The organism is Flavobacterium defluvii, from assembly GCF_900129555.1.
In the GTDB taxonomy this organism is placed as follows: domain Bacteria; phylum Bacteroidota; class Bacteroidia; order Flavobacteriales; family Flavobacteriaceae; genus Flavobacterium; species Flavobacterium defluvii.
The window spans coordinates 123,945-146,389 of record NZ_FQWC01000001.1; the positions used below are offsets into that span (position 1 = coordinate 123,945).

The following is a 22,445-nucleotide window of genomic DNA, read 5'->3' on the forward strand; positions in this document are numbered from 1 at the left end:
AGTAATCCTTTTCTCTTATTAATCGGCTTATATTTATTCAGCGTTGTCTAAAAAATCTTTGATTTTATCAACGTATCTGTCAAAAAATGATCTCCTAATTTTTGTTTCTGTAGATTCTGCTGCTGCCTTTGTTGTTTTTATTTCTCTAGGCTCTTCAATAGCTTCTACTTTCTCAACGTAGTTTTCTTCAACTTCGTATCGCTGCACCGGCGGAGGAACATTTCTATAAACAACTTTTGGCTGTTCGTTTACTGCTTCCATTCTTATCGCGCTTTGTGTGCTGTTTTCAATACTGTTCATTACTAAACCAACAGCTGTTGCAAACAATGGGCTTGAAATTTCTTCGCTTGAGTTTCCTGCTAAATGCTCGTTTGGATATCCTATTCTGGTATCCATACCTGTGATATACTCCACCAATTGTTTAATATGTTTTAGCTGGGCCCCGCCACCTGTAAGAACAATTCCTGCGATCAGTTTTTTACGCGGATCTTCGTGTCCGTAGGCTTTAATTTCTGCAAAAACCTGTTCTACAATTTCCACCACACGTGCGTGGATAATTTTAGAAAGATTTTTTAATGAAATCTCTTTTGGTTCTCTTCCTCTTAGACCAGGAATAGAAACGATTTCATTGTCTTTATTTTCTCCCGGCCATGCTGATCCGAATTTTATTTTTAAAAGCTCTGCTTGTTTTTCAATAATCGAACAGCCTTCTTTAATATCATCTGTAATTACGTTTCCACCGAAAGGAATTACAGCTGTATGACGAATAATCCCGTCTTTAAAAATGGCTAAATCTGTTGTTCCGCCCCCGATATCGATAAGCGCAACTCCTGCTTCTTTTTCTTCCTGACTTAAAACTGCATCTGCCGAAGCTAATGGTTCTAATGTTAATCCGGATAATTCGATTCCTGAACTCTGAATACATCTTCCAACGTTTCTGATTGAAGAAGCCTGCCCAACTACAACATGAAAACTAGATTCTAATCTTCCGCCATACATTCCGATTGGCTCTTTAATTTCAGACTGTCCGTCGATTTTAAATTCCTGTGGCAGAACGTGAATGATTTCTTCTCCCGGTAACATCGCCAGTTTATTTACCTGATCGATTAAAAGCTGAATATCTTTTTCACCAATTACTTCTTCCGGATTATTACGGCTGATGTAATCTGTATGCTGAATACTTCTAATGTGTTGTCCGGCGATACCCACAACGACATCTTTTATTTTGTAACCTGAATTATTTTCTGCTTCAAGTATTGCTTGCTGAATTGACTGAATGGTCTGCGTAATGTTGTTTACAACTCCTCTTGCAACTCCCAGACTTTTGGATTTTCCAATACCCAAAATTTCCAATTTGCCATACTCATTTTTCTTGCCTATCATGGCAACTATTTTTGTTGTTCCAATATCTAGACCTACTGCAATATTATCTTTTTCCATTTTCTATTATTTTGTGCAAACTACTTGTTCCGTAAACCTAAGGTCAATCTTGCTGTATTTATATAACGAACTATCTAAAACTGCTTTTTGAAAAAACGCTTTATAGTTTCTAAATTTTTTATCAACATTCATCGTACGACCAAAATCTATGAAGTAATCATAGTTTCGGTTAAACATTTTTAGGCTGCCATTAGGCATAATTTGTATTGCAATGATGTTTTTTTTCAAAAACGCATCGTCGTAAATTGTGCGAAATAAAGCAGCTAAATCTTCGTTATTTTTTTCATTTATTGCCCCTGAAACAAGAGGAACTCGCGCCGTAAAATTATCTGACAAGGGCATTTTATTACCCTCATAGTCAATATAAAAAGAGCGATCACCATCATAAACTCGCGCTATTGGTGTCTTCTGTTTTACTACCGCTTTTAGAACACCGTCGATACTTACAAAAACATCCGACTTCTCAATCATGTCTTGCGCATCAAGGTTTTTTTCTATCTTATTCAAATCTACTTCATCTTTTCTAATACTGGAAGCGTCTCTTTTATTTTCTATCAACAATTTATTAACCGTTTCTGGCTTAACAAAAAGCGTATTTTCTCCTACAAAAACGACCATAGATTTTTTCAATTTTCTATCTCCGTTTCGGTGTTGTGCGAAAGAGTATAAAAAAAGAACAAGCCCTAAAATGAGTACTAATCGAATATTTGTCCAATTAAATATTTTCATTTAGCCTTTTTTTAATTGATGGTACCATTTCACCAATATCACCAGCTCCTATTGTTACAATTATCGGCGCATCACTGGCTTTGATTTCCGCTAATAAATCTTCTTTTGCAACAATTTTTTTGTTCGAATTGGTCATTTTTTCCAGCAGCCATGGCGATGTAATCCCTTCCATCGGTAATTCGCGTGCCGGATAAATATCCATTAAAAACACTTCATCAAACTGAGATAAACTTTCGGCAAATCCATCGGCAAAATCTCTTGTTCTGCTAAACAAATGCGGCTGGAAAACTGCCAAAACTTTACGCCCCGGATACAACTCTCTAACTGCCTGATGAACAGCATTTATTTCTGTTGGATGATGTGCATAATCATCTATATAAACTAATTTTTCAGATTTAATCTGATATGAAAAACGTCTTCTGATTCCGTTAAACGAGGCAATAGCTTTTGCGATGGCATCGGTCGGGGTGCCGTAAGTTTTTGCCATCGCAATAGCCATCAGCCCATTCATAAGATTGTGTTTTCCTGGTAGTCCGAAACGAAGGTCTTTCATAATTTCTGATGGCGTCTGTACATCAAAAACATAACTTCCATCTTCAATTCGAACATTATAAGCTTTATAAACGGCATCTTCATTTATAGCGCACTGAACGCCTTCAAGAGGCAATTCTTTGGTTATAAATAATTTGCTCTTATCTTCTACTTTCGAAGCAAATTCAACAAACGAAGCCTGAATAGCATCACTTGTTCCGTAAATATCCAAATGGTCTGCATCCATTGAGGTTACGCAGGCTATATTTGGATGTAGATGGAGGAACGAACGGTCAAATTCATCAGCTTCAACCACGGTTACTGTTTTTCCGTTTCCAATTAAATTTGAATTGTAATTCTCAACAATTCCGCCCACAAATGCCGTAACATCTGCTCCGCTTTCATATAAAATATGTCCTAAAATACTTGATGTTGTTGTTTTACCATGTGTTCCGGCAACTGCAAAACTAAAAGTGTCTTTGGTGATAATCCCTAAAACCTCGGCACGTTTTTTAATTTCGTAATTTCTTTCGATGAAATAATTCCATTCTGAATGTGTTTTAGGAACCGCCGGCGTAAAAATTACCAGAGTATTTTCTACATAATAGTCATTTGGAATTAAATTAATATTATCTTCAAAATGAATATCAATACCACTTTCAATTAATTCACTTGTCAGCATTGACGGTGTTTTATCATAACCTGAAACCTGTTTTCCGATATATTTAAAATAACGGGCCAAGGCGCTCATTCCGATTCCTCCGATGCCAATAAAATAAACGTTTTGTATTTGATTTAAATTCATTTTGATTTTTGCTTTAAGCTTAAGGCTTAACCCTTAAAACTTTATTCTTAAAATTCTATTTCCAGCCTGTTTTTACTTTTTTAATTTTATAAAAAACTAATAATTAAGCCTTTGTATTTTTATGTTCCTATTTAACCAAAATTGCCTAAAATAATGTTCTGCAATTCTGTGAATGTTTCATAATTTTTAGAAAAAGTTATATTATAACAACTTTTTAATTTCTTCTACTATTACTTGTGTGGCGTTTGGTTTTGCCAGTTTTTTAATATTTGCGCTTAATTGTTTTTGCTTTCCGTCATCTTTCAGCAGCGCTTCAAAAACAATGCTAAATTCATTGTCTAATTCAGTTTCTTTCAACAAAATTGCTCCTTTTGCTTCTACAATTGCCTGTGCATTTTTAGTTTGGTGATCTTCGGCTACATTTGGAGACGGAATAAAAATTACCGGTTTCCCCACAATACATAATTCTGAAACTGATGACGCTCCTGCTCTCGAAATTATCACATCTGCAGCGGCATAAACAAAATCCATTCTTTCAATAAAATCAACCACTTTTACGTTTGGCTGATTGTGTTTTTTATAATCTTCAAAATATAATTTTCCGCATTGCCAGATTATTTGAACATCTTGCGAAAGAAAATTTGGCAATTCTTTTTCGATTAACTGATTGATTCTTCTCGCTCCTAAACTTCCGCCTAAAACCAACAATGTTTTTTTATTCGGATCTAAACCGTAAAAAGCAATAGCTTCGTCTCGTTTACTTTCAATATCTATTAAATCCTGACGAACCGGATTTCCTGTTAAAACTATCTTCTCTTTTGGAAAAAATCGTTCTAAATTTTCATAGGCCACACAAATTGCATTTGCTTTTTTACTAAGCAATTTGTTTGTTATTCCAGGAAAAGAATTCTGTTCCTGAATTACTGTCGGAATTCCTGCCGATCCCGCCGCCTGCAATAACGGACCACTGGCAAAACCTCCGGTTCCAATTACTACATTGGGCTTGAATTTTTTAATAATTCTTTTGGATTCCAATAAACTAGATGCCAGTTTTAGAGGAAACATCATATTTTGTAAAGTCAGTTTTCGCTGTAAACCTGCGATCCAAAGACCTTTTATTTCGTAACCAGCCTGAGGCACTTTCTGCATTTCCATTTTGTCTTTGGCACCAACAAAAAGGAATTCAGCATCAGGAAATTGTAATTTTAATTCGTTTGCAATCGCAATTGCAGGATAAATATGTCCTCCTGTTCCTCCTCCGCTTAGTATGAATTTGTACTTTGTCATAACTATTTATATCCCTTATTTATTTAAAACTGCATTCATCGGATTTCTTGAATTATCCTGAATTGAATACATTGCTTCTTCTTCGTAAATTTCTTCTCTTTCATCTACCGGCAGATCTTCTTCGGCCAGTTCTTTGTCTATTAATCTTTGAAGCGCTTCTTTTCTTCTTTCTTTTTCTTCCTGCTCTTCAGCGATTTCTTCTTCTTTCTTGGTTACACTAATAATTATTCCAAGTGAAAAACAAGTCATCCAGATTGAACTACCTCCGGAACTTATAAGCGGAAGTGTCTGCCCTGTTACCGGCAGCAATTCTACGGCAACCGCCATGTTAATCATCGCCTGAAATATCATCGGAAACCCGAGACCAACGACGACTAATTTTCCGAATAATGTATTGGCTTTATGTGAGGCGATTACAAATCGAAACAACAATAATAAATACAAAAGCAATATTGAAACTCCACCTACTAAACCATATTCTTCTACAACAATGGCATAAATAAAATCTGAAGATGATTGTGGCAGGAAATTCTTTTGAACACTTTTTCCTGGTCCTAATCCGCCTAATCTTCCAGATGCAATGGCAATTTTTGCTTTTTCAATTTGATAATCATCTTCGTCTGGTTTATCTGTGGTAAAGTTCATAATACGACTTTCCCATGTTGAAACCCTGCTGAAAAATCTCGAGTCTGGAAATGCTTTTGCTACCAAAAGGAAAAATGCCAGCATTACAACGCCTGAACCAATAATAAACGCAATATATTTTAATGGATATTTCCCAATAAACGTGAGCATCATTACCATTGAAAAGATCAACGCTGTGGTTGAAAAGTTGGCTGGTAATATTAATGCTAATGTGATAAATACCGGAACCCAAAGCTGAATAAATGAGGTTTGAAACGGCTCATTTTCTTCTTTGGTTTTCGACAAATAACGTGCTACATAAATAAATAATACGCTTGCCGCTAGTGTTGATGTCTGAAACGTGATTCCAATGAACGGCACCTGAATCCAACGACTTGCATTTGCTCCTGCAATTACTGTTCCTTTCAATAAAGTATACAATAATAACAGCCAAACTACCGGAAGTGCTATTTTTGAAATGGCTCTAAAATAATGATACGGTACTTTGTGAACCCAGTAAATGATCAAAAAACCGATGCAAACATGAGCCAAGTGCTTCACTAAATAACCTAATGTATTTCCGGTCCCGTGACCAATATACGCCAGATTACTACTCGCACTAAAAACGGGCATAAACGAAAATAACGCCAATAAAGCCACGAATGACCATATTACCCTATCTCCTTTTAGTTTGTTTACCAGCTCCTTCATTTGTTGTTTTGTTTCAAGTTTTTTTGTTTCAGGTTTCACGTTCAAGTGTTGAACTTGAAACATGAAACTTTAAACTATTTTCTACAAGTTATGAACCGCTTGTTTAAATTGTTTTCCACGATCTTCGTAATTTTCGAATAAATCGAAACTTGCGCAGGCTGGAGACAATAAAACAGCATCACCTTTTTCTGTTAATTTTTGAGCTGTTTTAACAGCATCATTCATGTTGTTAACTTCAACCATAATATCTACTACATCTCCAAAAGCATCGATAATTTTACGGTTGTCGATTCCTAAGCAGATAATTGCTTTTACTTTTTCGCGAACTAATGGCATTAATTCGTTGTAATCATTCCCTTTGTCAACTCCTCCAACAATCCAAACTGTTGGAACATTCATACTGTCTAAGGCAAAAAAAGTAGCGTTTACGTTTGTTGCTTTTGAATCGTTGATGTATTGTACATTCTGGATTTTTAATACTTTTTCTAAACGGTGTTCTACGCCTTGAAAATTTGATAAACTTTCGCGAATTGTTGCATTTCTAATTTGCATCAATTTTGCTACAGAGCTTGCTGCCATTGCATTTTTCATATTATGTTTTCCTTCTAACGCAATGTATTCTGTTTCCATTGTAAACTCTTCTTGGTTGATCTTTATTTCCATTTTGTTGTTATTTATAGAAGCCCCTTCATCGAATGATTTGGTCAATGAAAAAGGAATTAATTTTGCTTTTGTTTTATTGTTTTTTAACCATTCTGTACTCGCTTCATCATCTGCATCATAAATGAGATAATCACTTTCGGTTTGGTTCATCGTTATTCGGAATTTCGAATTGATATAATTTTCATATTTATATTCATATCGATCCAGATGATCCGGACTAATATTGGTTATTATTGCTATATCTGGCCGGTATTCTATTATTCCGTCTAACTGAAAACTGCTTAATTCAAGAACGTATGCGTCGTATTTATTTTCGGCTACCTGCCAGGCAAAACTCTTTCCTATATTTCCTCCTAAACCTACATTGAGTCCGGCCGATTTAAGTAAATGATGCGTCAACATTGTTGTTGTTGTCTTACCGTTACTTCCGGTAATTCCAATGGTCAATGCTTCTGTGAAAGGCTTTGCAAATTCAATTTCCGAAATCACTTTTATTCCCGCCGCAACTAGCTTTTTTACTATCGGAGACTTGTCCGGAATTCCAGGGCTTTTCATCACAACATCAGCATTTAAGATTAAATCTTCGGTGTGCTGTTCTTCTTCCCAGGCAATTTTATTAATGATAAGAACTTCTTTGTAGCTCTCTTTTATCTTTCCAAAATCCGACACAAAAACGTCGTATCCCTGCTTTTTTCCCAGGATCGCGGTTCCAACACCGCTTTCTCCTCCTCCAAGTACTACTAGCCTCATCTATCTTAGTTTTAATGTAACAATTGACAAAATGGCTAACATTACGGCAACAATCCAAAAACGGGTTACGATTTTACTTTCGTGATATCCTTTTTTCTGGTAGTGATGATGAAGCGGCGACATCAGGAAAATTCTTCTTCCTTCGCCAAAACGCTTTTTAGTATATTTAAAATACGTTACCTGAATAATTACTGAAGCACTTTCGGCAAGGAAAATTCCACAGAATAAAACGATTAATATCTCTTTACGAACTGCAATTGCCAATACCGCAATGATTCCTCCAATTGTTAAACTTCCTGTATCTCCCATAAAAACAGATGCCGGAAATGAATTGTACCAAAGAAATCCGATTAAAGCTCCTACAAATGCGGATATAAAGACTGTCATTTCCCCAGAATTGGGTATATACATGATATTCAGATAATTTGAAAAAATAATATTTCCTGAAACAAACGTAAATATACCTAGGGCGAGTACCGAGACTGCGGAGGTTCCGGCCGCGAGACCATCGATTCCATCAGTTAAATTTGCTCCATTTGAAACTGCCGTGATTATAAAAATTACAACCGGAATAAATACTAACCAAGCCCATTTTTCATATCCGTCTCCCATAAAAGAAAGAACCTCTGCATAATCAAATTCATTGTTTTTCACAAAAGGAATTGTCGTTGCCGTTGATTTTTCTTCAATCCCGGCAGGAACAATTACTGTTGAATTTGTTGCGGTTTTAAATACATCTGTACGCCCAGTATCTGTTCTTACCGTTACAGCAGGATTAAAATAAAGAACCGCTCCAACAATTATCCCAAGACCAACTTGTCCAATTACTTTGAAAATTCCTTTTAACCCTTGTTTATCTTTTTTGAATATTTTGATATAATCGTCAACAAAACCAATGGTTCCCATCCATAACGTAGTTACAATAAGCAATACGATATAAATATTATGAAGTCTGGCAAATAACAAAACCGGAACCAATGTGGCAAAAATGATGATTAAACCTCCCATTGTTGGTGTACCTGCTTTTTCGTTTTGACCTGCAAGACCCAATTCTCTAACTGTTTCTCCAACTTGCTGACGACGTAAAAAGTTAATAACCCTTTTACCGTAAATAGTTGACAAAAGCAATGAAAGCAAAAAAGCCAATGCTGATCTAAAAGTGATGTATTGGAATACTCCCGTTCCCGGTACATCTAATGTTTTGTCAAAATATTCAAATAAATAGTATAGCATATTTTTCTATTTTTTAAATTCCAATTTGAAACTCCAAATTCCTTTTCTGGTGGTATTTGAATTTAAAATCTTATCATTTATTTAGTTGGTCTAAAATTTCTCTCACAGTCTCCATATCATCAAAATGATGGCGAACACCATTTATTTCCTGATAGGTTTCATGCCCTTTTCCGGCAATCAGAATAATATCATTTGGCTGAGCCAACTGACAAGCAGTTTTAATAGCCTGCTTTCTATCTGTAATTCTCAATATTTTTTTATAATTATGAGCTTCTACACCTTGTTCCATTTCATCAAGAATCACTTCAGGATCTTCATTTCTCGGATTATCCGATGTTAAAATTGCTTTATCACTCAGATCTGTCGCAATTTTGGCCATAATTGGTCTTTTTGTTTTATCTCGATTTCCTCCGCAGCCTACAACTGTAATCAATTGTTCATTTTTGGTACGGATATCATCAATTGTTTTCAACACATTTTCTAAAGCGTCCGGCGTATGTGCATAATCAACAATTGCAGTTACTTTTGAATCTGTAACGATATATTGAAAACGTCCCGAAACACTTTCTAAATCAGACAATAAACGCAACGCTTCTAGGCTATCCATTCCTAATTCGACTGCTGTTCCGTAAATTGCTAAAACATTGTATGCATTAAAAGTTCCAATTAGTTTTACCCAAACCTCATTGTCGTTTATTTTTAATAATAAACCAGACAATTGGCTTTCTAAAATTGTTGCTTTAAAATCTGCATATGATTTTAGAGCATATGTAAATTTTCTTGCAACTGAATTTTGCAGCATCACGGTTCCGTTTTTATCATCAATGTTTGATAATGCGAATGCAGTTTTTGGCAGAGAATCAAAAAATGATTTTTTTACATCTCTGTATTCTGCAAAAGTGGCGTGATAATCTAAATGATCGTGAGAAAGGTTCGTGAAAATCCCGCCCACAAAATGCAATGCTTCTGTACGTTTTTGGTGAATTCCGTGTGAACTTACTTCCATAAAGCAATGTGTAACCCCAGCTTCAATCATTTCATTTAAATAATGATTGATTGTAATTGAATCTGGTGTTGTATGCGTTGCCGGATATTCTTTTTCATCTACTAATATTTTTACTGTAGATAATAATCCAACTTTAAAACCTGCTTTTTTGAACAACTGAAACAATAAGGAAGCAATTGTTGTTTTTCCGTTTGTTCCTGTTACTCCGACCAATTTTAATTTTGCAGATGGATCTTCAAAATAATTAGCAGCCATAAAAGCCAAAGCCGTATTGGTATCTTTTACCTTAATATAAGTAACCTCATTTTGAACATTTTCAGGAAGTGTATCACAAATAATCGCTTTTGCTCCTAACTGAATAGCTTTTTCGATATAATCATGCCCATCAGAAAGCGAACCACGAATAGCCACAAAAACATCATTTGATTCTACTTTTCGCGAATCAAATTCAATTTTCTGGATAGCAGTGTCTGTCGAACCTTTTACAGCTTCGATAGCTACTTTATATAATATGTCTTTTAGTATTTTCACGATAATTCTAATACTATTGTTGTGTTTTTAATTATTGCTTGTCCCGCCTGAATCGATTGATTCTTTACTTTTCCAAATCCGTTTATTTTTACTTTTAAACCTAAATTTTCAAGCAAAGCAACGGCGTCCATCCCCGGCATTCCTTTTAAATTCGGAATTTGATTTAATTTTTTGTTTGATTCTTTATCAAACTTGTCATAACTGATTTCCTGTTTTGGAATTTTAGAATCCAGTTGTTTAATTTTATTTGTCGAAGGTGCATCAGTAAAAATCTTTTGGGCGATTCTTTTAAAGACCGGCCCCGCAACATCTGCTCCGTAATAATTATTTTTTGATGTATTTGGTTTATGAACTACCACAATACAAGAATATTTTGGATGGTCTGCCGGAAAATATCCAACGAAAGATGATGCATAATACAAGGCAGATTTGCCTTCTTTTCCTCCATAATTCATCTGAGCCGTTCCGGTTTTACCTGCCATCGAAAAATCTTTCGAATACAATTTAGAACCTGTTCCTTTTTTTACCACATTGAGCAATACGGCTTTCACTTTCTTTAATGTTTCCGGAGAACAAACTCTTGGATTTATAACTTCAACATCAAATTTTTTGATTGTTTTATTCCATTCTTTAATTTCAGATACAAATTGTGGTTTTACCATTACACCATCATTTGCAACCGAATTATAAAATGCCAAAGTCTGCATTGGAGTTACCGAAACTCCATATCCAAATGCCATCCACGGAAGTGAAACTCCTGACCAATGTTTGTCTTTTGGCTGCGGAATATATGGTCTTCCTTCTCCTTTAAAATGTAATCCTAATGTCTTATTTAATCCGTAACTATTGATATGATTTACAAACTTAGACGGGTTATTTTTGTAATTGTCATAAACTGCCTGAACCATAACAGTGTTAGACGAAAGCTCAAATCCTCGTGCCAATGAAACTTTTCCATAACCTCCGTTATGTGAATCACGAACAGATCTTCCATAATATTTAACTACTCCATTATGGCTGTCATAAACAGTACTTGTATCTGCAACTTTATCTTCTAAAATTGCCATCAAATCAACCAACTTAAAAGTTGATCCCGGTTCATGAGATTCTGCAATCGCATAATTTGTTGTTTCGTAATAGGAACCATCTTCTGCTCTTCCTAAATTTGAAATTGCTTTTACATGACCGGTTTGCGTTTCCATTACTACCACACAACCGTGATCTGCTTCGTAATCTTCCAATTGTTTTAGCAAAGCATGGTGTGCAATATCCTGAATGAAGACGTCTATAGTTGAAATGACATCGTAACCGTCAATTGGATCTACTTCGTTTACATCGCGAATAGGCTTCCATTGTCCTTTTGCGATTTTTTGTTTTAGGATTTTACCGTCTTTTCCGTTTAAATAACTTTTAAATGCCCATTCAATTCCTTTTCCTACTTCAACTCCGGTTGCCGGATCAATACGATCGTAACCGATTGTTCTTTCTGCAATTTTCCCAATTGGATGTTTTCTAACGGTTTCCTGCTCAACAATAATTCCCCCTTTAAAAGCTCCTAGTTTGAATAATGGAAACCCTTTGATTTTCATATATTCGGTATAGCTTAAATTACGGGCAATCAAATAATAACGATTTTTATTAGCTCGTGCTTTCCTTAATTCTTTTTCGTAATAATCCGATGGTCTGTCTAAAACAGTTTCCAGAGAATCTGATAATTGTTTTACATATTTTTCAAAAGTTTCTGTTTTTGGCGCTTTTGCATCAAAACGAATTTCATAATTCGGAATTGATGTAGCCAGTAAACTTCCATCAGCAGAATAAATATTGCCTTTGTTTGCCGGAATTACAAAATTTCTAACAGTACGCTGTTTTGCCAGTTTTCTGTAATAATCACCTTCAACCCATTGAATATTGGTTAACTTAACTACAATAGCAATTGCCATCAAAAAGATGAAAACTGCTACGAGGTAAATTCTGTAGGATATATGTTTATCGTCTACTGCCATATTCTTTTAAAGAAACTTTTTTCTTCTTCTTTTTTAACTTCAATTTTTGTTGGAGGAACTGTCGATGGATAAATTTGCTTTTCGAGCATTTTATCTGATATCGTTGATTCCATTTTTAACTTCATCAGTTCTGAACGGCGATCTACAAATTCAGATCGTAATTCTTTTACTTCATTATTTAATTTTGCGATTTCAAAAACCTTTTGTTCGTATCGCTGGGTATTGGCAATCATCAAAATAGCCAGCAGTATTATAAAAACAATGAACCGCCAGTTTTTTACTGCATCATCGTTTATCAGAAATCTTGCTTTTAATATGCTGAATACTCCACCTTTCATTTTCTACCTATATATATTATATCTTTTCGGCAATTCTCAATTTTGCACTTCTTGCTCTGTTGTTGATTTTGATTTCTTCATCATCCGGAACAATCAGTTTTCCTATTGTTTTAAACGGTACTGAATAATTTCCAAAAAAATCTCTCTCTGGCTCTCCTTCAAACATTCCGTTTTTTATAAATCTTTTTACCAGCCTGTCTTCTAAAGAATGGTATGAGATTACTGAAAATCTTCCGCCCGGTTTTAAAATCTCTAACGACTGCTCAATAAACTCTTTTAAAACATCCATTTCCTGATTTACCTCAATTCGGATAGCCTGATAAATCTGAGCTAATATTTTATTTCGAACTTTCTCGGGCAGATATTTTTTTAAAACTTCTTTTAATTCATCAGTGGTTCTAATTGGGTAATCTCTTCTTGCTTCAACAATTGTTCTTGCTAAAACCGGCGCATTTTTCAACTCCCCATAATCAAAAAAAACACGACGTAAATCCTGTTCTTCATATTCGTTAACCACTCGATAAGCATTTAAATCATTTTTTTGACTCATCCGCATATCAAGCCCGGCATCGAATCGGGTTGAAAAACCTCTTTCGGGAACATCAAACTGATGTGATGAAACCCCTAAATCTGCCAGAATTCCGTCAACTGCTTTTACACCATGAAAACGAAGAAATCTTTTTATGTATCTGAAATTCTCATTAATCAGCGTAAATCTTTCATCCGGAAGTGCATTGGCAAGCGCATCTTCGTCCTGATCAAAAGCAAATAATTTCCCGTTTGGCCCTAATCTTCTTAAGATCTCTTTCGAATGTCCACCGCCGCCAAACGTAACATCTACATAAATGCCGTCTGGCTTAATATCTAAACCATCAACTGTTGGATGAAGTAAAACCGGATTATGATATTCCATTGTCGTCGTCATTAATATTTCCCATTACTTCTTCGGCTAAATCTGCAAAATCCATATCTTCGCCGCTTATTGATTTTTCGTATAAATCTTTATCCCAAATTTCCACAATATTAACCGCAGATGAGAATACAACATCTTTAGAAATACCTGAAAAAGTCACTAAATCTTTTGGAACCAGCAATCTTCCTAATGCATCAATTTCTACCACTTTTACGCCGGCAGTAAATCTGCGAATGAAGTCATTGTTCTTTTTCACAAAACGATTCAACTTGTTAATTTTCGCCATCATCAAATTCCATTCATCCATTGGATACAATTCCAGACATTGCTGAAAAACCGAGCGCTTCAGAACAAAACCATCCTGAAGAGATGAAGCCAACTGCTTTTTTAAAGGCGCAGGTATCATTAACCTCCCTTTTGCATCGACTTTACACTCATATGTTCCTACAATTGTATTCAAGAAAAACCACTTAACATGTTATACAGCAAAAATATAAAAAAAATTACCACATATTACCACAAAATACCACTTTGTTAATAAGTTTAAGCCATTTTCTACCACCTTACTTAATCATTAACAAATCAACACTTTAGATATTAATCAGTTCAGCGATTAATTCTTTTAACAATTGCAAAAATTAAATAGTCTTTTCCTTAAAAAAGTAATTATAATGCAATGATTTTAACATTTCTATATTATAACAAAAACCTTATTAAAAGCTGATTTTTAAACACTTATAAGTTCTACTAAAATTATGTAGTTAAAAAATGGCAACAAAAATTCATTTTTATTTATTAAACCCTATATTTGTCGAAATTGAAATTGGCATTAAACTAGATGGACAAAAACTACAAAAAAGAAGGCAAATACAGCTATTTTGAAGCTGGAGAAGGAACCCCTATTGTAATTTTACACGGGTTAATGGGAGGCCTTAGTAACTTTGATGGTGTAGCAGAATATTTCCCAACAAAAGGATATAAAGTTGTTATCCCGGATTTGCCAATCTATACACAAAGCATTTTAAAAACGAATGTAAAAAGTTTTGCAAAATACGTTAAGGACTTTATAACTTTTAAAGGATTTGACAAGGTTATTTTATTAGGAAATTCTCTAGGTGGACATATTGCATTGTATCACACAAAATTATATCCTGAAAAAGTAGCCGGACTTGTAATTACCGGAAGTTCTGGTCTTTATGAAAGCGCAATGGGTGACAGTTATCCAAGAAGAGGCGATTACGAATACATCAAAAAGAAAGCCGAAGAAGTGTTTTATGACCCTAAAATTGCTACTCCGGATCTTATTGACGAAGTATACGCAACTGCAAACGATCGTATCAAATTAATTAAAACCCTGACAATTGCCAAAAGTGCAATTCGTCATAATATGGCCAAAGATTTGCCAAAAATGACAGTTGACACTTGTATTATCTGGGGAAAAAATGATGCGGTAACACCGCCAAATGTTGCCGAAGAATTCAACAATTTATTGCCAAATTCAACTTTATATTGGATTGACAAATGTGGACACGCTGCTATGATGGAGCACCCTCAGGAGTTTAATGAAATTCTTGAGAAATGGCTTGTCGAAAAGAATTTATAGCATCTAACTTTCGATTTTAAGGAGGTTTTAAAACCAGAAAACATGAAAATTAATACCGCCGAATTTATTGTCAGTAATTCTGATGCATCAAAATGCCCGAAAGATTTTCTGCCGGAATATGCATTTATAGGCAGATCAAACGTTGGTAAATCATCATTGATAAATATGATTACCAATCATAAAAATTTAGCTAAAACATCTGGAAAACCAGGAAAAACACAACTTATAAATCACTTTAAAATCAATAACAATTGGTTTTTGGTCGATTTGCCCGGGTATGGTTATGCTAAAGTATCTAAAAAGACAAAATCAACATTTCAGAAATTTATTACTGATTATTTTGAAAACAGAGAACAGCTGGTATGCGCTTTTGTTTTGATTGATATTCGTCATGAAGCTCAAAAAATCGACATTGAATTTATGTCGTATATGGGCGAAAGTGAAATTCCGTTTTGTATTATTTTTACAAAAGCAGACAAAATCAGCAGAGTAAAAGTTGATTCTCACATTGCTGCATATCGCAAACAAATGTATGCAAATAATTGGGCCGAAATGCCGCAGTATTTTGTAACCTCATCTACAGAATCAATTGGAAAAGAAGAGCTTTTATCATATATAGATGAAGTAAATCAGGAAGTTTTTAAAAACAACAGTGGTTTTTTAAATTCAAATTAAGAAGTTAAACTTCAAGAACAAAATTCCAGATTCAAAAAATAAAAAAATCCCAAATTTCAATGTCAAATGAAATTTGGGATTTTTTATTTAAAATTTTAACTACTTCGTTAGTTCCAGCTTTTCTGCAAAGTAATCACAGAAATCCTTCATTGTATCTGACATTTTTTCGTCGTCTGTAGCACGTTTAAAAGTATCAGCCATGGCAACTAAAGTCTGATGGAAGAAAATTTTCATTTCATCTACCGGCATATCTTTTGTCCACAAATCAATACGCATAGTTTCTTGTGCTTTACTATCCCAAATAGATAGCATGATAGCTTTTGCTTCTTCTTCAGTAACTCCGCCATCCTGAGCGCTCCATGATAATTTTTCCGGAACACGGTTTTCGTCTAACTCGACGTTGAATTTAATTTCTGATTTTATTGTATTTGACATTATTTCTTAGGTTTATATTTTGACTTTTCGAAAATTTCTTTCGCATTAATTTTTAATAATTCTGACAGCGATACGTTATTGTTTTTCATATACGAACGAACAATCTGCCAGCCAATCCACGCCCCAACTCTCCCTGGAGAATCGTTATCAATTTCTAAATAAAATTTAGAAAATGGAGCCGGTGCTATAAAACGAGTTGTTAATTTAGGATCTACACTGTATAACATTTCGTTTTCCAGAAAATATCGCCACATATAACTTTCGTTTTCTTCACACCATTTTATCTGCTCTGGCGAATAACCCATTTTTTCTGCATCGGTATAATTTGGCAGCAGCAAATCCTTAGCATACAACTGTTTTCCTTCAAAAATCATTTGAGAAATTAAATTTTTATCAGGATATGCAGGAATATTACGGTAGGTAAAACTCGAAACTACATCTGGCATGATTTGTTTTTCTTCAAAATTGTATTTTATATAATTAGGAAACTCATAAAACTTATGATCTTTTCCTAGATATAGTTCAAGAGCGACAACCACAAGGCTGTCTGCATAAATCGCTTTTGCATTATAATCCATCTCTCCAATTACAGTAATCACTTTTGGAATTTTAGTTTTTGGGAAATAATATTTAACGTGTTTAAAAAGCTCATTAAATTCTTCGCGAACCGGTTCAAAATTGCTGTATTTTTTTTGAACTTCATCATAAACTTCTCTCCAGATTGGTTCTTTCATTTTTTGAAGCCAGACATTATCGTCGTTTCCGGGAAAAAAGTATGGATATTGTTTTTTTATTTTGGAAAGATCCTCAGGTTTAGTTTCAAAAAACGCTTTATCAAAACGTTCTACTTTAATATCAACCGGAATTTCTTCGACCTCTTTTTCAACCTTTGTTTTTTGGTCACAAGACAAAAAAAACAAGCACAGAACCACTACAAAGCGATACATTTTCATTTTATTTTATTTAGATTTGTGTTGCTGGATTATAAGTACTTTTTTACTTAGAAAAATAATTCTGCAAATATACATTCCTCCATCTTAAAACTTGAACTATTATGGCTAAAAAAAGCACAATTCAAACAGAAAAAGTAAATACACATATTGTTGAATGGTTAAAAAATTATGCTGCTAATGCAAAAGTGAACGGTTTTGTAATCGGAATCTCAGGCGGAGTTGACTCTGCAGTGACTTCTACGCTGTGTGCACAAACAGGTTTACAGGTTTTATGTGTCGAAATGCCGATTCATCAGGCTGAAAGTCAGGTATCAAGAGGAAGAGAACATATTGATCAATTAAAAAAACGTTTTCCAAATGTTTCGAGTGTACAAACAGATTTAACTGACACTTTTGAGGCTTTTAAGTCGTCTGTACCAACTTCAAAAGATTCAACAAAAGTTAATTTATCATTAGCCAATACAAGAGCGCGTTTAAGAATGACTTCTTTATACTATTTAGCTGGTATTCACGGGCTTTTAGTGGCCGGAACAGGAAATAAAGTAGAAGATTTTGGTGTTGGGTTCTATACAAAGTATGGTGATGGAGGTGTTGACTTGAGCCCAATTGCTGACTTAATGAAGTCGGATGTTTATGCTTTGGGAGAATATTTAACTATTCCAAATTCAATTTTAACAGCTGCTCCAACCGATGGACTTTTTGGTGACAACAGAACCGATGAGGATCAATTAGGAGCTAGTTACGACGAGCTGGAATGGGCGATGAATGCCGCAGAGTCAGGAAAATCAGCGGATGACTTCAACGGGAGAGAAAAATCTGTCTTTGAAATTTATAAAAGATTAAACACCAGCAACAAGCATAAAATGGAAGCAATTCCGGTTTGTTTAATCCCAAAAACGTTAAAATAAAATTTTTAACATTTGTCAATATTTAATTACAGAATTTATTTATTAATTTTACAGTTCCAAAAACATGATAACAATTCTAAAAAGGTAAAATTATGATTAAAGTATGTCTTGCAGACAATCATCCTGTGACTCACTTTGGCGTTAAGTCTTATTTTAAAGACCACGATCAAATTTCAATTGTTGCCAACGTAGGCAATTTTTCAATGGTTAGAGATATTCTTCAAACGAAGGAAATCGATATTCTAATCTTAGATTTAGAATTAGAAGGTCTTTCAAGTATCTTCGAAGTAAAATCAATCTTGAAAAATTTCCCAAAGACAAAAATTGTAATTTTCAGTGACCTAGCTGAGCAAATGTATGCTCCAAATGCAATTAAAGCTGGAGTATCCGGGTATGTACACAAAACAGAAAAACTTGAAACTTTAGGTCTTTCTATTATTAAAGTACACGAAGGAAAAATTATCATCAACGAAACAGTTCGCAAAAACATGGCCCTTATTGCTAAACAAAGCAAGAGCGAACGTTTGTACAGAAAACTTTCTAACCGTGAAATCGAGGTTTTACGTTATTTAAGTGATGGTAAGAAAAACAATGAGATTTCTAAAATCTTAAATCTGAACGAAAAAACGATCAGTACTTACAAACTAAGATTATTAACTAAATTAAATGTTACTAATTTAGTTGACTTAGTAAACAAGGCTAAGACTTTAGAAATTATTTAATTTGATGGGAATTTGATTTGCTTCGGCAGTCATCAACCATAAAAAAAGCTCTATATTGTTAATCAGTATAGAGCTTTTTGATTTTTATCCGCCATGGTAAGGAACCACTACCCTTCCGAGCTTTTTAGAAAAATTATTGAGCAGTTTAGAATAATCTACAACCATCATCAATACTTCTGAATTATCTTCCTGCGGTTCAGAAATAAGTGAGTTTTTTAATTCATGAATAATTTTTGAAACCAAAAACCATCGCATAGAAAATATAGTATCCGAAACATTCTGCTCGATTGTGACGTTTTTATGTTTCGGAAAAATATTTTGCCCTTCCCAGTTATGAATTGTCACTTTTTCATCTTCCATTAAAATATTAGTTACTTCCTGCGCAAACTCAGGCTGCAGGTGCATTAAATATTTATCAAGACTAAAAGTTTCATTTTGATTATAGAAATCAATAATATTATTGTAAATATTTTGAAATAACGTATTTGATAATTCTATCTCGTCTTCCTGAAGACTTAAATAAACTTTTTCAAATACTTTGTATTGTCTTTTTTCAGAAACTTCTTTTACATTTCCTTCTTCATCGGCTTTTAGATAAACATCTTCGAAACTTTCGACAACACTTCCGTACAAAAGAAGAATTTCAATAATCTTCCTTTCAAAACCATACAAAATATCTACTTTTTCTGATTGTTCCTGCGAATATCCAAAATCGCCCGGATAATCATCTGGTGGTCCGGTTCTTGGATCTTCCGGATCTCCTCCTGAATAGTTTGCATTTTTTTGAGGCTGATTTCTAACAACTTCAAAAGGCTTTTGCTCCTGCTTTAACTTTTTATTAGCTTCTGCAAGATCTTTTTGAATTAGCTGTGCCAGCGTGCTTACTAAAACCTGTTCAGAAATTTCCATAATTCTGGCGCACTCCTGAATGTATACTTCTCGCTGAATACGGTCTGGTATTTTCGAAATACTGGTTACCATATCACGAATTAGATCGGCTTTTTTGATTGGGTCGTTTTTAGCTTCATTCATTAAAATTGAAGCTTTAAACTGTATGAAGTCTTTACTGTTTTCTTCTAAATAAGTTACTAATGCATCATGCGAATTTTTACGGGCAAAACTATCAGGGTCTTCGCCATCAGGAAAAGAGCAAACTCTAACATTCATTCCTTCTTCAAGAATCAAATCGATTCCTCGAATAGAAGCCCGCAATCCGGCCGCATCTCCATCAAAAAGTACGGTAATATTTCTGGTTAGACGATTAATTAATCGTATTTGATCTGGTGTTAAAGCAGTTCCGGAAGAAGCTACAACATTTTCAATCCCAGCCTGATTAAACTGGATTACATCGGTATAACCTTCAACTAAATAACAATTGTTTTGTTTTGCGATTGACTGCTTGGCCTGAAAAATTCCGTATAAAACTTTACTTTTATGGTAAATATCACTTTCCGGCGAATTGAGATATTTTGCAGCTTTTTTATCATTGGTTAAAATACGTCCTCCAAAACCTAAAACACGCCCCGACATACTATGAATTGGGAACATTACCCGGCCTTTGAAGCGATCAAAAGGACGATCATCCCGCGGAATTGTTAAACCTGTACTTTCCAGAAATTCTAATTTATAACCTTTTCCGAGTGCTTCTTTTGTCAAGGCGTCCCATGTTTCAGGTGAGTAGCCTAAACCAAATTTTTTGATGGTTTCATTGGTAAATCCTCTTTCTTTGAAATAAGATAAACCAATTGCTTTTCCTTCTTCTGAATTAACCAAAACATCCTGAAAATATTTTGCTGCAAATTCTGAAACCAAATACATACTTTCCCGAACATCCGTCATTGCTTTTTCTGCATCTGTCTGTTCGGTTTCTTCGATTTCTATATTGTATTTTTTGGCTAAATACCGAATAGCTTCGGGATATGTAAAATGAGAATGCTCCATTAAAAAAGCAACTGAATTGCCGCCTTTTCCGGAACTAAAGTCTTTCCAGATTCCTTTTGCAGGCGAAACCATGAAAGAAGGTGAACGCTCATCTGAAAACGGGCTTAAACCTTTGTAGTTACTTCCTGCACGTTTTAAATTGACAAAATCGCCAATAACCTCCTCAACACGAGCGGTTTCGAATACGGCATCTATTGTACTTTGTGAAATCAAAACGTAAATTATTTTTTAAAAATTATAGCTTGTAAAAGTACATAAATCCATTTTGAATTTTTGTTATTAGAATAAAAAAAAGTGCCTCTTTTGAAGCACTTTTCTATTAATTAAACTCAAACTTTATTTTCAATTTAAATCAAGACGTAACCCTAAAGAAATATTATTTTCTTTGATTAAATTATCCTGAAATATAGGATTTAAGTCATATTTAAAGTATAAACTCAATTCTCTGTAGCCAATGTAAGAACTCAAACCGTAAATAAAATTATTTACATTATAATTACCTTTTATTCTGGTTTTGTACTTTAAATCATCTTCTTCAAATTTTAAAATCTGTTTTGATTTTACGTTGATTCCGGCGTATCCCCCAACGCCAAAACGGAAACTTTTATGGGTTTTAAAATAAGTCTTTCCGTTTTTTTCTATAGGTCTTGAAAAATCAAATTCTAAATGCACCGGAGCAACCAGGTATACATTTCTAAAACGAGATTCAGTAAGATGAATAGAATTAACTTCGAGATTTGTTTGATCTCCGTTTACTACAAAACTTCTGTTGTCTGTGGGTCTGATATTATTATACATTAACGAAAGTCCGTATTTTGCATGAAGCAAATTGTCGTTTTTCATTAATCTCGAATTATAGGTAAAACCCCATTCATAAAAATGCGAACCGATAAAACTATAATTTGAATCCTGAAGTTTTCCGTCGACCATAGTATTGTTTAAACCCATTGCAAAAACAAATTGTGAGGTGGTTCTTTTTTCGCCGTGAATAGAATCTTTGTCGTGTTTATATGATTTCCATCGAATCATGTAGACTTTAGAAGAATCTTCTTTTATTTTTCCATCGACTTTTTTCTGCACTAAATCGTTTAATTCGTTTTGAGCCAGAGTGATTTTCTCTTCCATAATTACTGCTCTTGCTTCTGCTAATTCTTTTTTACACTTATCGGCTTGTTCCTGCGTAATTTTTCCTTCTGATAGCTGAACATTTACAGCTTCAACTTCTTCTTTTAAAGCTTCTTTTTCTTCTTTTGTAATCTTCTCAATTTTATTGGCAATTCTTTTCGTTTCAGATTCAAAAGTTTCTTGTCCCAGAACTTTGCTTACAAATAAGAAAACGAGGATTACGAGGTAAATGGTAAAATTTTTCATGATTGATTTTTTTATTGATTGTGATTGATGATCTTTTTTAATTGTGAATTGTGAATGGTGAATGGTTAATTGTAAATGGTTAATTGTGAATTCTATCTCCCCTGATTAAAATCCGGCGCTACAATATGGATCGTTCCTTCGGAACTTTAAATCTATATTTTTTGCTTCTTTTCTCTTTATTGAATCTCCATCGGGTTAAAACCCGACGCTACAATATGAATCGCCCCTTCGGGACTTTAAATCTATTTTCTTTATTCTATTCTCTTTTCT

General features: G+C 34.2%; 20 protein-coding genes. 4 read left to right on the forward strand and 16 right to left on the reverse strand.

All coding sequences use genetic code 11. From position 1 onward, the window contains the following. Positions 1 to 33: 33 nt before the first annotated feature. The 12 genes from ftsA to BUC29_RS00605 form a co-directional block, all read right to left on the reverse strand. On the reverse strand, positions 34 to 1,440 hold the full coding sequence (gene ftsA / locus BUC29_RS00550; protein ID WP_073412398.1) for a cell division protein FtsA: 1,407 nt from the start codon (positions 1,438 to 1,440) through the stop codon (positions 34 to 36). Positions 1,441 to 1,446: 6 nt separating this feature from the next. Beyond that, complete coding sequence (locus BUC29_RS00555) at positions 1,447 to 2,169, reverse strand: cell division protein FtsQ/DivIB (RefSeq protein WP_073412400.1); 723 nt, start codon at positions 2,167 to 2,169, stop codon at positions 1,447 to 1,449. Further along, the gene (gene murC, locus BUC29_RS00560; protein WP_073412401.1) at positions 2,156 to 3,505 is read right to left on the reverse strand and encodes a UDP-N-acetylmuramate--L-alanine ligase; all 1,350 of its coding nucleotides are present in this window, start codon (positions 3,503 to 3,505) and stop codon (positions 2,156 to 2,158) included. Before murC ends, BUC29_RS00555 begins: the two co-directional genes overlap by 14 nt. 201 nt (positions 3,506 to 3,706) lie before the next feature. Beyond that, positions 3,707 to 4,792, reverse strand: a complete 1,086-nt coding sequence (murG, locus tag BUC29_RS00565; RefSeq protein ID WP_073412403.1) for an undecaprenyldiphospho-muramoylpentapeptide beta-N-acetylglucosaminyltransferase — start codon at positions 4,790 to 4,792, stop codon at positions 3,707 to 3,709. A 15-nt stretch (positions 4,793 to 4,807) separates the two neighbouring features. Next, complete coding sequence (locus BUC29_RS00570; protein WP_073413547.1) at positions 4,808 to 6,127, reverse strand: FtsW/RodA/SpoVE family cell cycle protein; 1,320 nt, start codon at positions 6,125 to 6,127, stop codon at positions 4,808 to 4,810. Positions 6,128 to 6,208: 81 nt separating this feature from the next. Beyond that, a complete protein-coding gene (gene murD, locus BUC29_RS00575) occupies positions 6,209 to 7,540 on the reverse strand; it encodes a UDP-N-acetylmuramoyl-L-alanine--D-glutamate ligase (RefSeq protein ID WP_073412405.1) in 1,332 nt (443 codons plus the stop codon). Beyond that, entirely contained in the window at positions 7,541 to 8,773 is a 1,233-nt protein-coding gene (gene mraY / locus BUC29_RS00580) for a phospho-N-acetylmuramoyl-pentapeptide-transferase (protein WP_073412407.1), read from the reverse strand. A gap of 73 nt (positions 8,774 to 8,846) precedes the next feature. Next, positions 8,847 to 10,310, reverse strand: a complete 1,464-nt coding sequence (locus BUC29_RS00585) for a UDP-N-acetylmuramoyl-L-alanyl-D-glutamate--2,6-diaminopimelate ligase (protein WP_073412409.1) — start codon at positions 10,308 to 10,310, stop codon at positions 8,847 to 8,849. Continuing rightward, on the reverse strand, positions 10,307 to 12,316 hold the full coding sequence (locus BUC29_RS00590) for a penicillin-binding protein (RefSeq protein ID WP_073412411.1): 2,010 nt from the start codon (positions 12,314 to 12,316) through the stop codon (positions 10,307 to 10,309). The genes BUC29_RS00585 and BUC29_RS00590 overlap by 4 nt, the downstream gene beginning before the upstream one ends. Further along, positions 12,307 to 12,654, reverse strand: coding sequence for an FtsL-like putative cell division protein (locus BUC29_RS00595; RefSeq protein ID WP_053472090.1), 348 nt, complete (start codon positions 12,652 to 12,654; stop codon positions 12,307 to 12,309). The genes BUC29_RS00590 and BUC29_RS00595 overlap by 10 nt, the downstream gene beginning before the upstream one ends. 16 nt (positions 12,655 to 12,670) lie before the next feature. After that, positions 12,671 to 13,579 carry a 16S rRNA (cytosine(1402)-N(4))-methyltransferase RsmH gene (gene rsmH, locus BUC29_RS00600; protein WP_208610038.1) on the reverse strand — a complete coding sequence of 303 codons (909 nt, stop codon included), beginning with the start codon at positions 13,577 to 13,579 and terminating at the stop codon, positions 12,671 to 12,673. Continuing rightward, on the reverse strand, positions 13,554 to 14,027 hold the full coding sequence (locus BUC29_RS00605; RefSeq protein ID WP_044047617.1) for a division/cell wall cluster transcriptional repressor MraZ: 474 nt from the start codon (positions 14,025 to 14,027) through the stop codon (positions 13,554 to 13,556). The genes rsmH and BUC29_RS00605 overlap by 26 nt, the downstream gene beginning before the upstream one ends. Before the next feature lie 378 nt (positions 14,028 to 14,405). Between BUC29_RS00605 and BUC29_RS00610 the strand changes: the two genes are divergently transcribed. Together BUC29_RS00610 and yihA are read left to right on the forward strand one after the other, a co-directional pair. Then, positions 14,406 to 15,170 (forward strand): alpha/beta fold hydrolase, encoded by a 765-nt coding sequence (locus BUC29_RS00610; protein ID WP_073412412.1) that lies wholly within the window; start codon positions 14,406 to 14,408, stop codon positions 15,168 to 15,170. 42 nt (positions 15,171 to 15,212) lie between these two features. After that, complete coding sequence (yihA, locus tag BUC29_RS00615; RefSeq protein ID WP_073412414.1) at positions 15,213 to 15,845, forward strand: ribosome biogenesis GTP-binding protein YihA/YsxC; 633 nt, start codon at positions 15,213 to 15,215, stop codon at positions 15,843 to 15,845. A gap of 99 nt (positions 15,846 to 15,944) precedes the next feature. On the opposite strand, the gene gldC is transcribed toward yihA, so the two are convergent. Continuing rightward, positions 15,945 to 16,280, reverse strand: a complete 336-nt coding sequence (gene gldC, locus BUC29_RS00620; RefSeq protein ID WP_073412416.1) for a gliding motility protein GldC — start codon at positions 16,278 to 16,280, stop codon at positions 15,945 to 15,947. After that, positions 16,280 to 17,233 (reverse strand): gliding motility lipoprotein GldB, encoded by a 954-nt coding sequence (gene gldB, locus BUC29_RS00625; RefSeq protein WP_073412418.1) that lies wholly within the window; start codon positions 17,231 to 17,233, stop codon positions 16,280 to 16,282. The genes gldC and gldB overlap by 1 nt, the downstream gene beginning before the upstream one ends. Positions 17,234 to 17,334: 101 nt before the next feature. Between gldB and nadE the strand changes: the two genes are divergently transcribed. Both nadE and BUC29_RS00635 read left to right on the forward strand, forming a co-directional pair. Then, positions 17,335 to 18,141 carry an NAD(+) synthase gene (gene nadE / locus BUC29_RS00630; RefSeq protein ID WP_073412420.1) on the forward strand — a complete coding sequence of 269 codons (807 nt, stop codon included), beginning with the start codon at positions 17,335 to 17,337 and terminating at the stop codon, positions 18,139 to 18,141. Positions 18,142 to 18,233: 92 nt separating this feature from the next. Then, positions 18,234 to 18,863 (forward strand): response regulator transcription factor, encoded by a 630-nt coding sequence (locus BUC29_RS00635; protein ID WP_026730588.1) that lies wholly within the window; start codon positions 18,234 to 18,236, stop codon positions 18,861 to 18,863. 84 nt (positions 18,864 to 18,947) lie between these two features. Here BUC29_RS00635 and dnaG read toward each other — a convergent pair whose 3' ends face one another. Together dnaG and BUC29_RS00645 are read right to left on the reverse strand one after the other, a co-directional pair. Next, on the reverse strand, positions 18,948 to 21,017 hold the full coding sequence (gene dnaG / locus BUC29_RS00640; protein WP_073412422.1) for a DNA primase: 2,070 nt from the start codon (positions 21,015 to 21,017) through the stop codon (positions 18,948 to 18,950). A 129-nt stretch (positions 21,018 to 21,146) separates the two neighbouring features. Continuing rightward, positions 21,147 to 22,175, reverse strand: a complete 1,029-nt coding sequence (locus BUC29_RS00645) for a hypothetical protein (protein ID WP_073412423.1) — start codon at positions 22,173 to 22,175, stop codon at positions 21,147 to 21,149. Between the last annotated feature and the right edge of the window lie 270 nt (positions 22,176 to 22,445).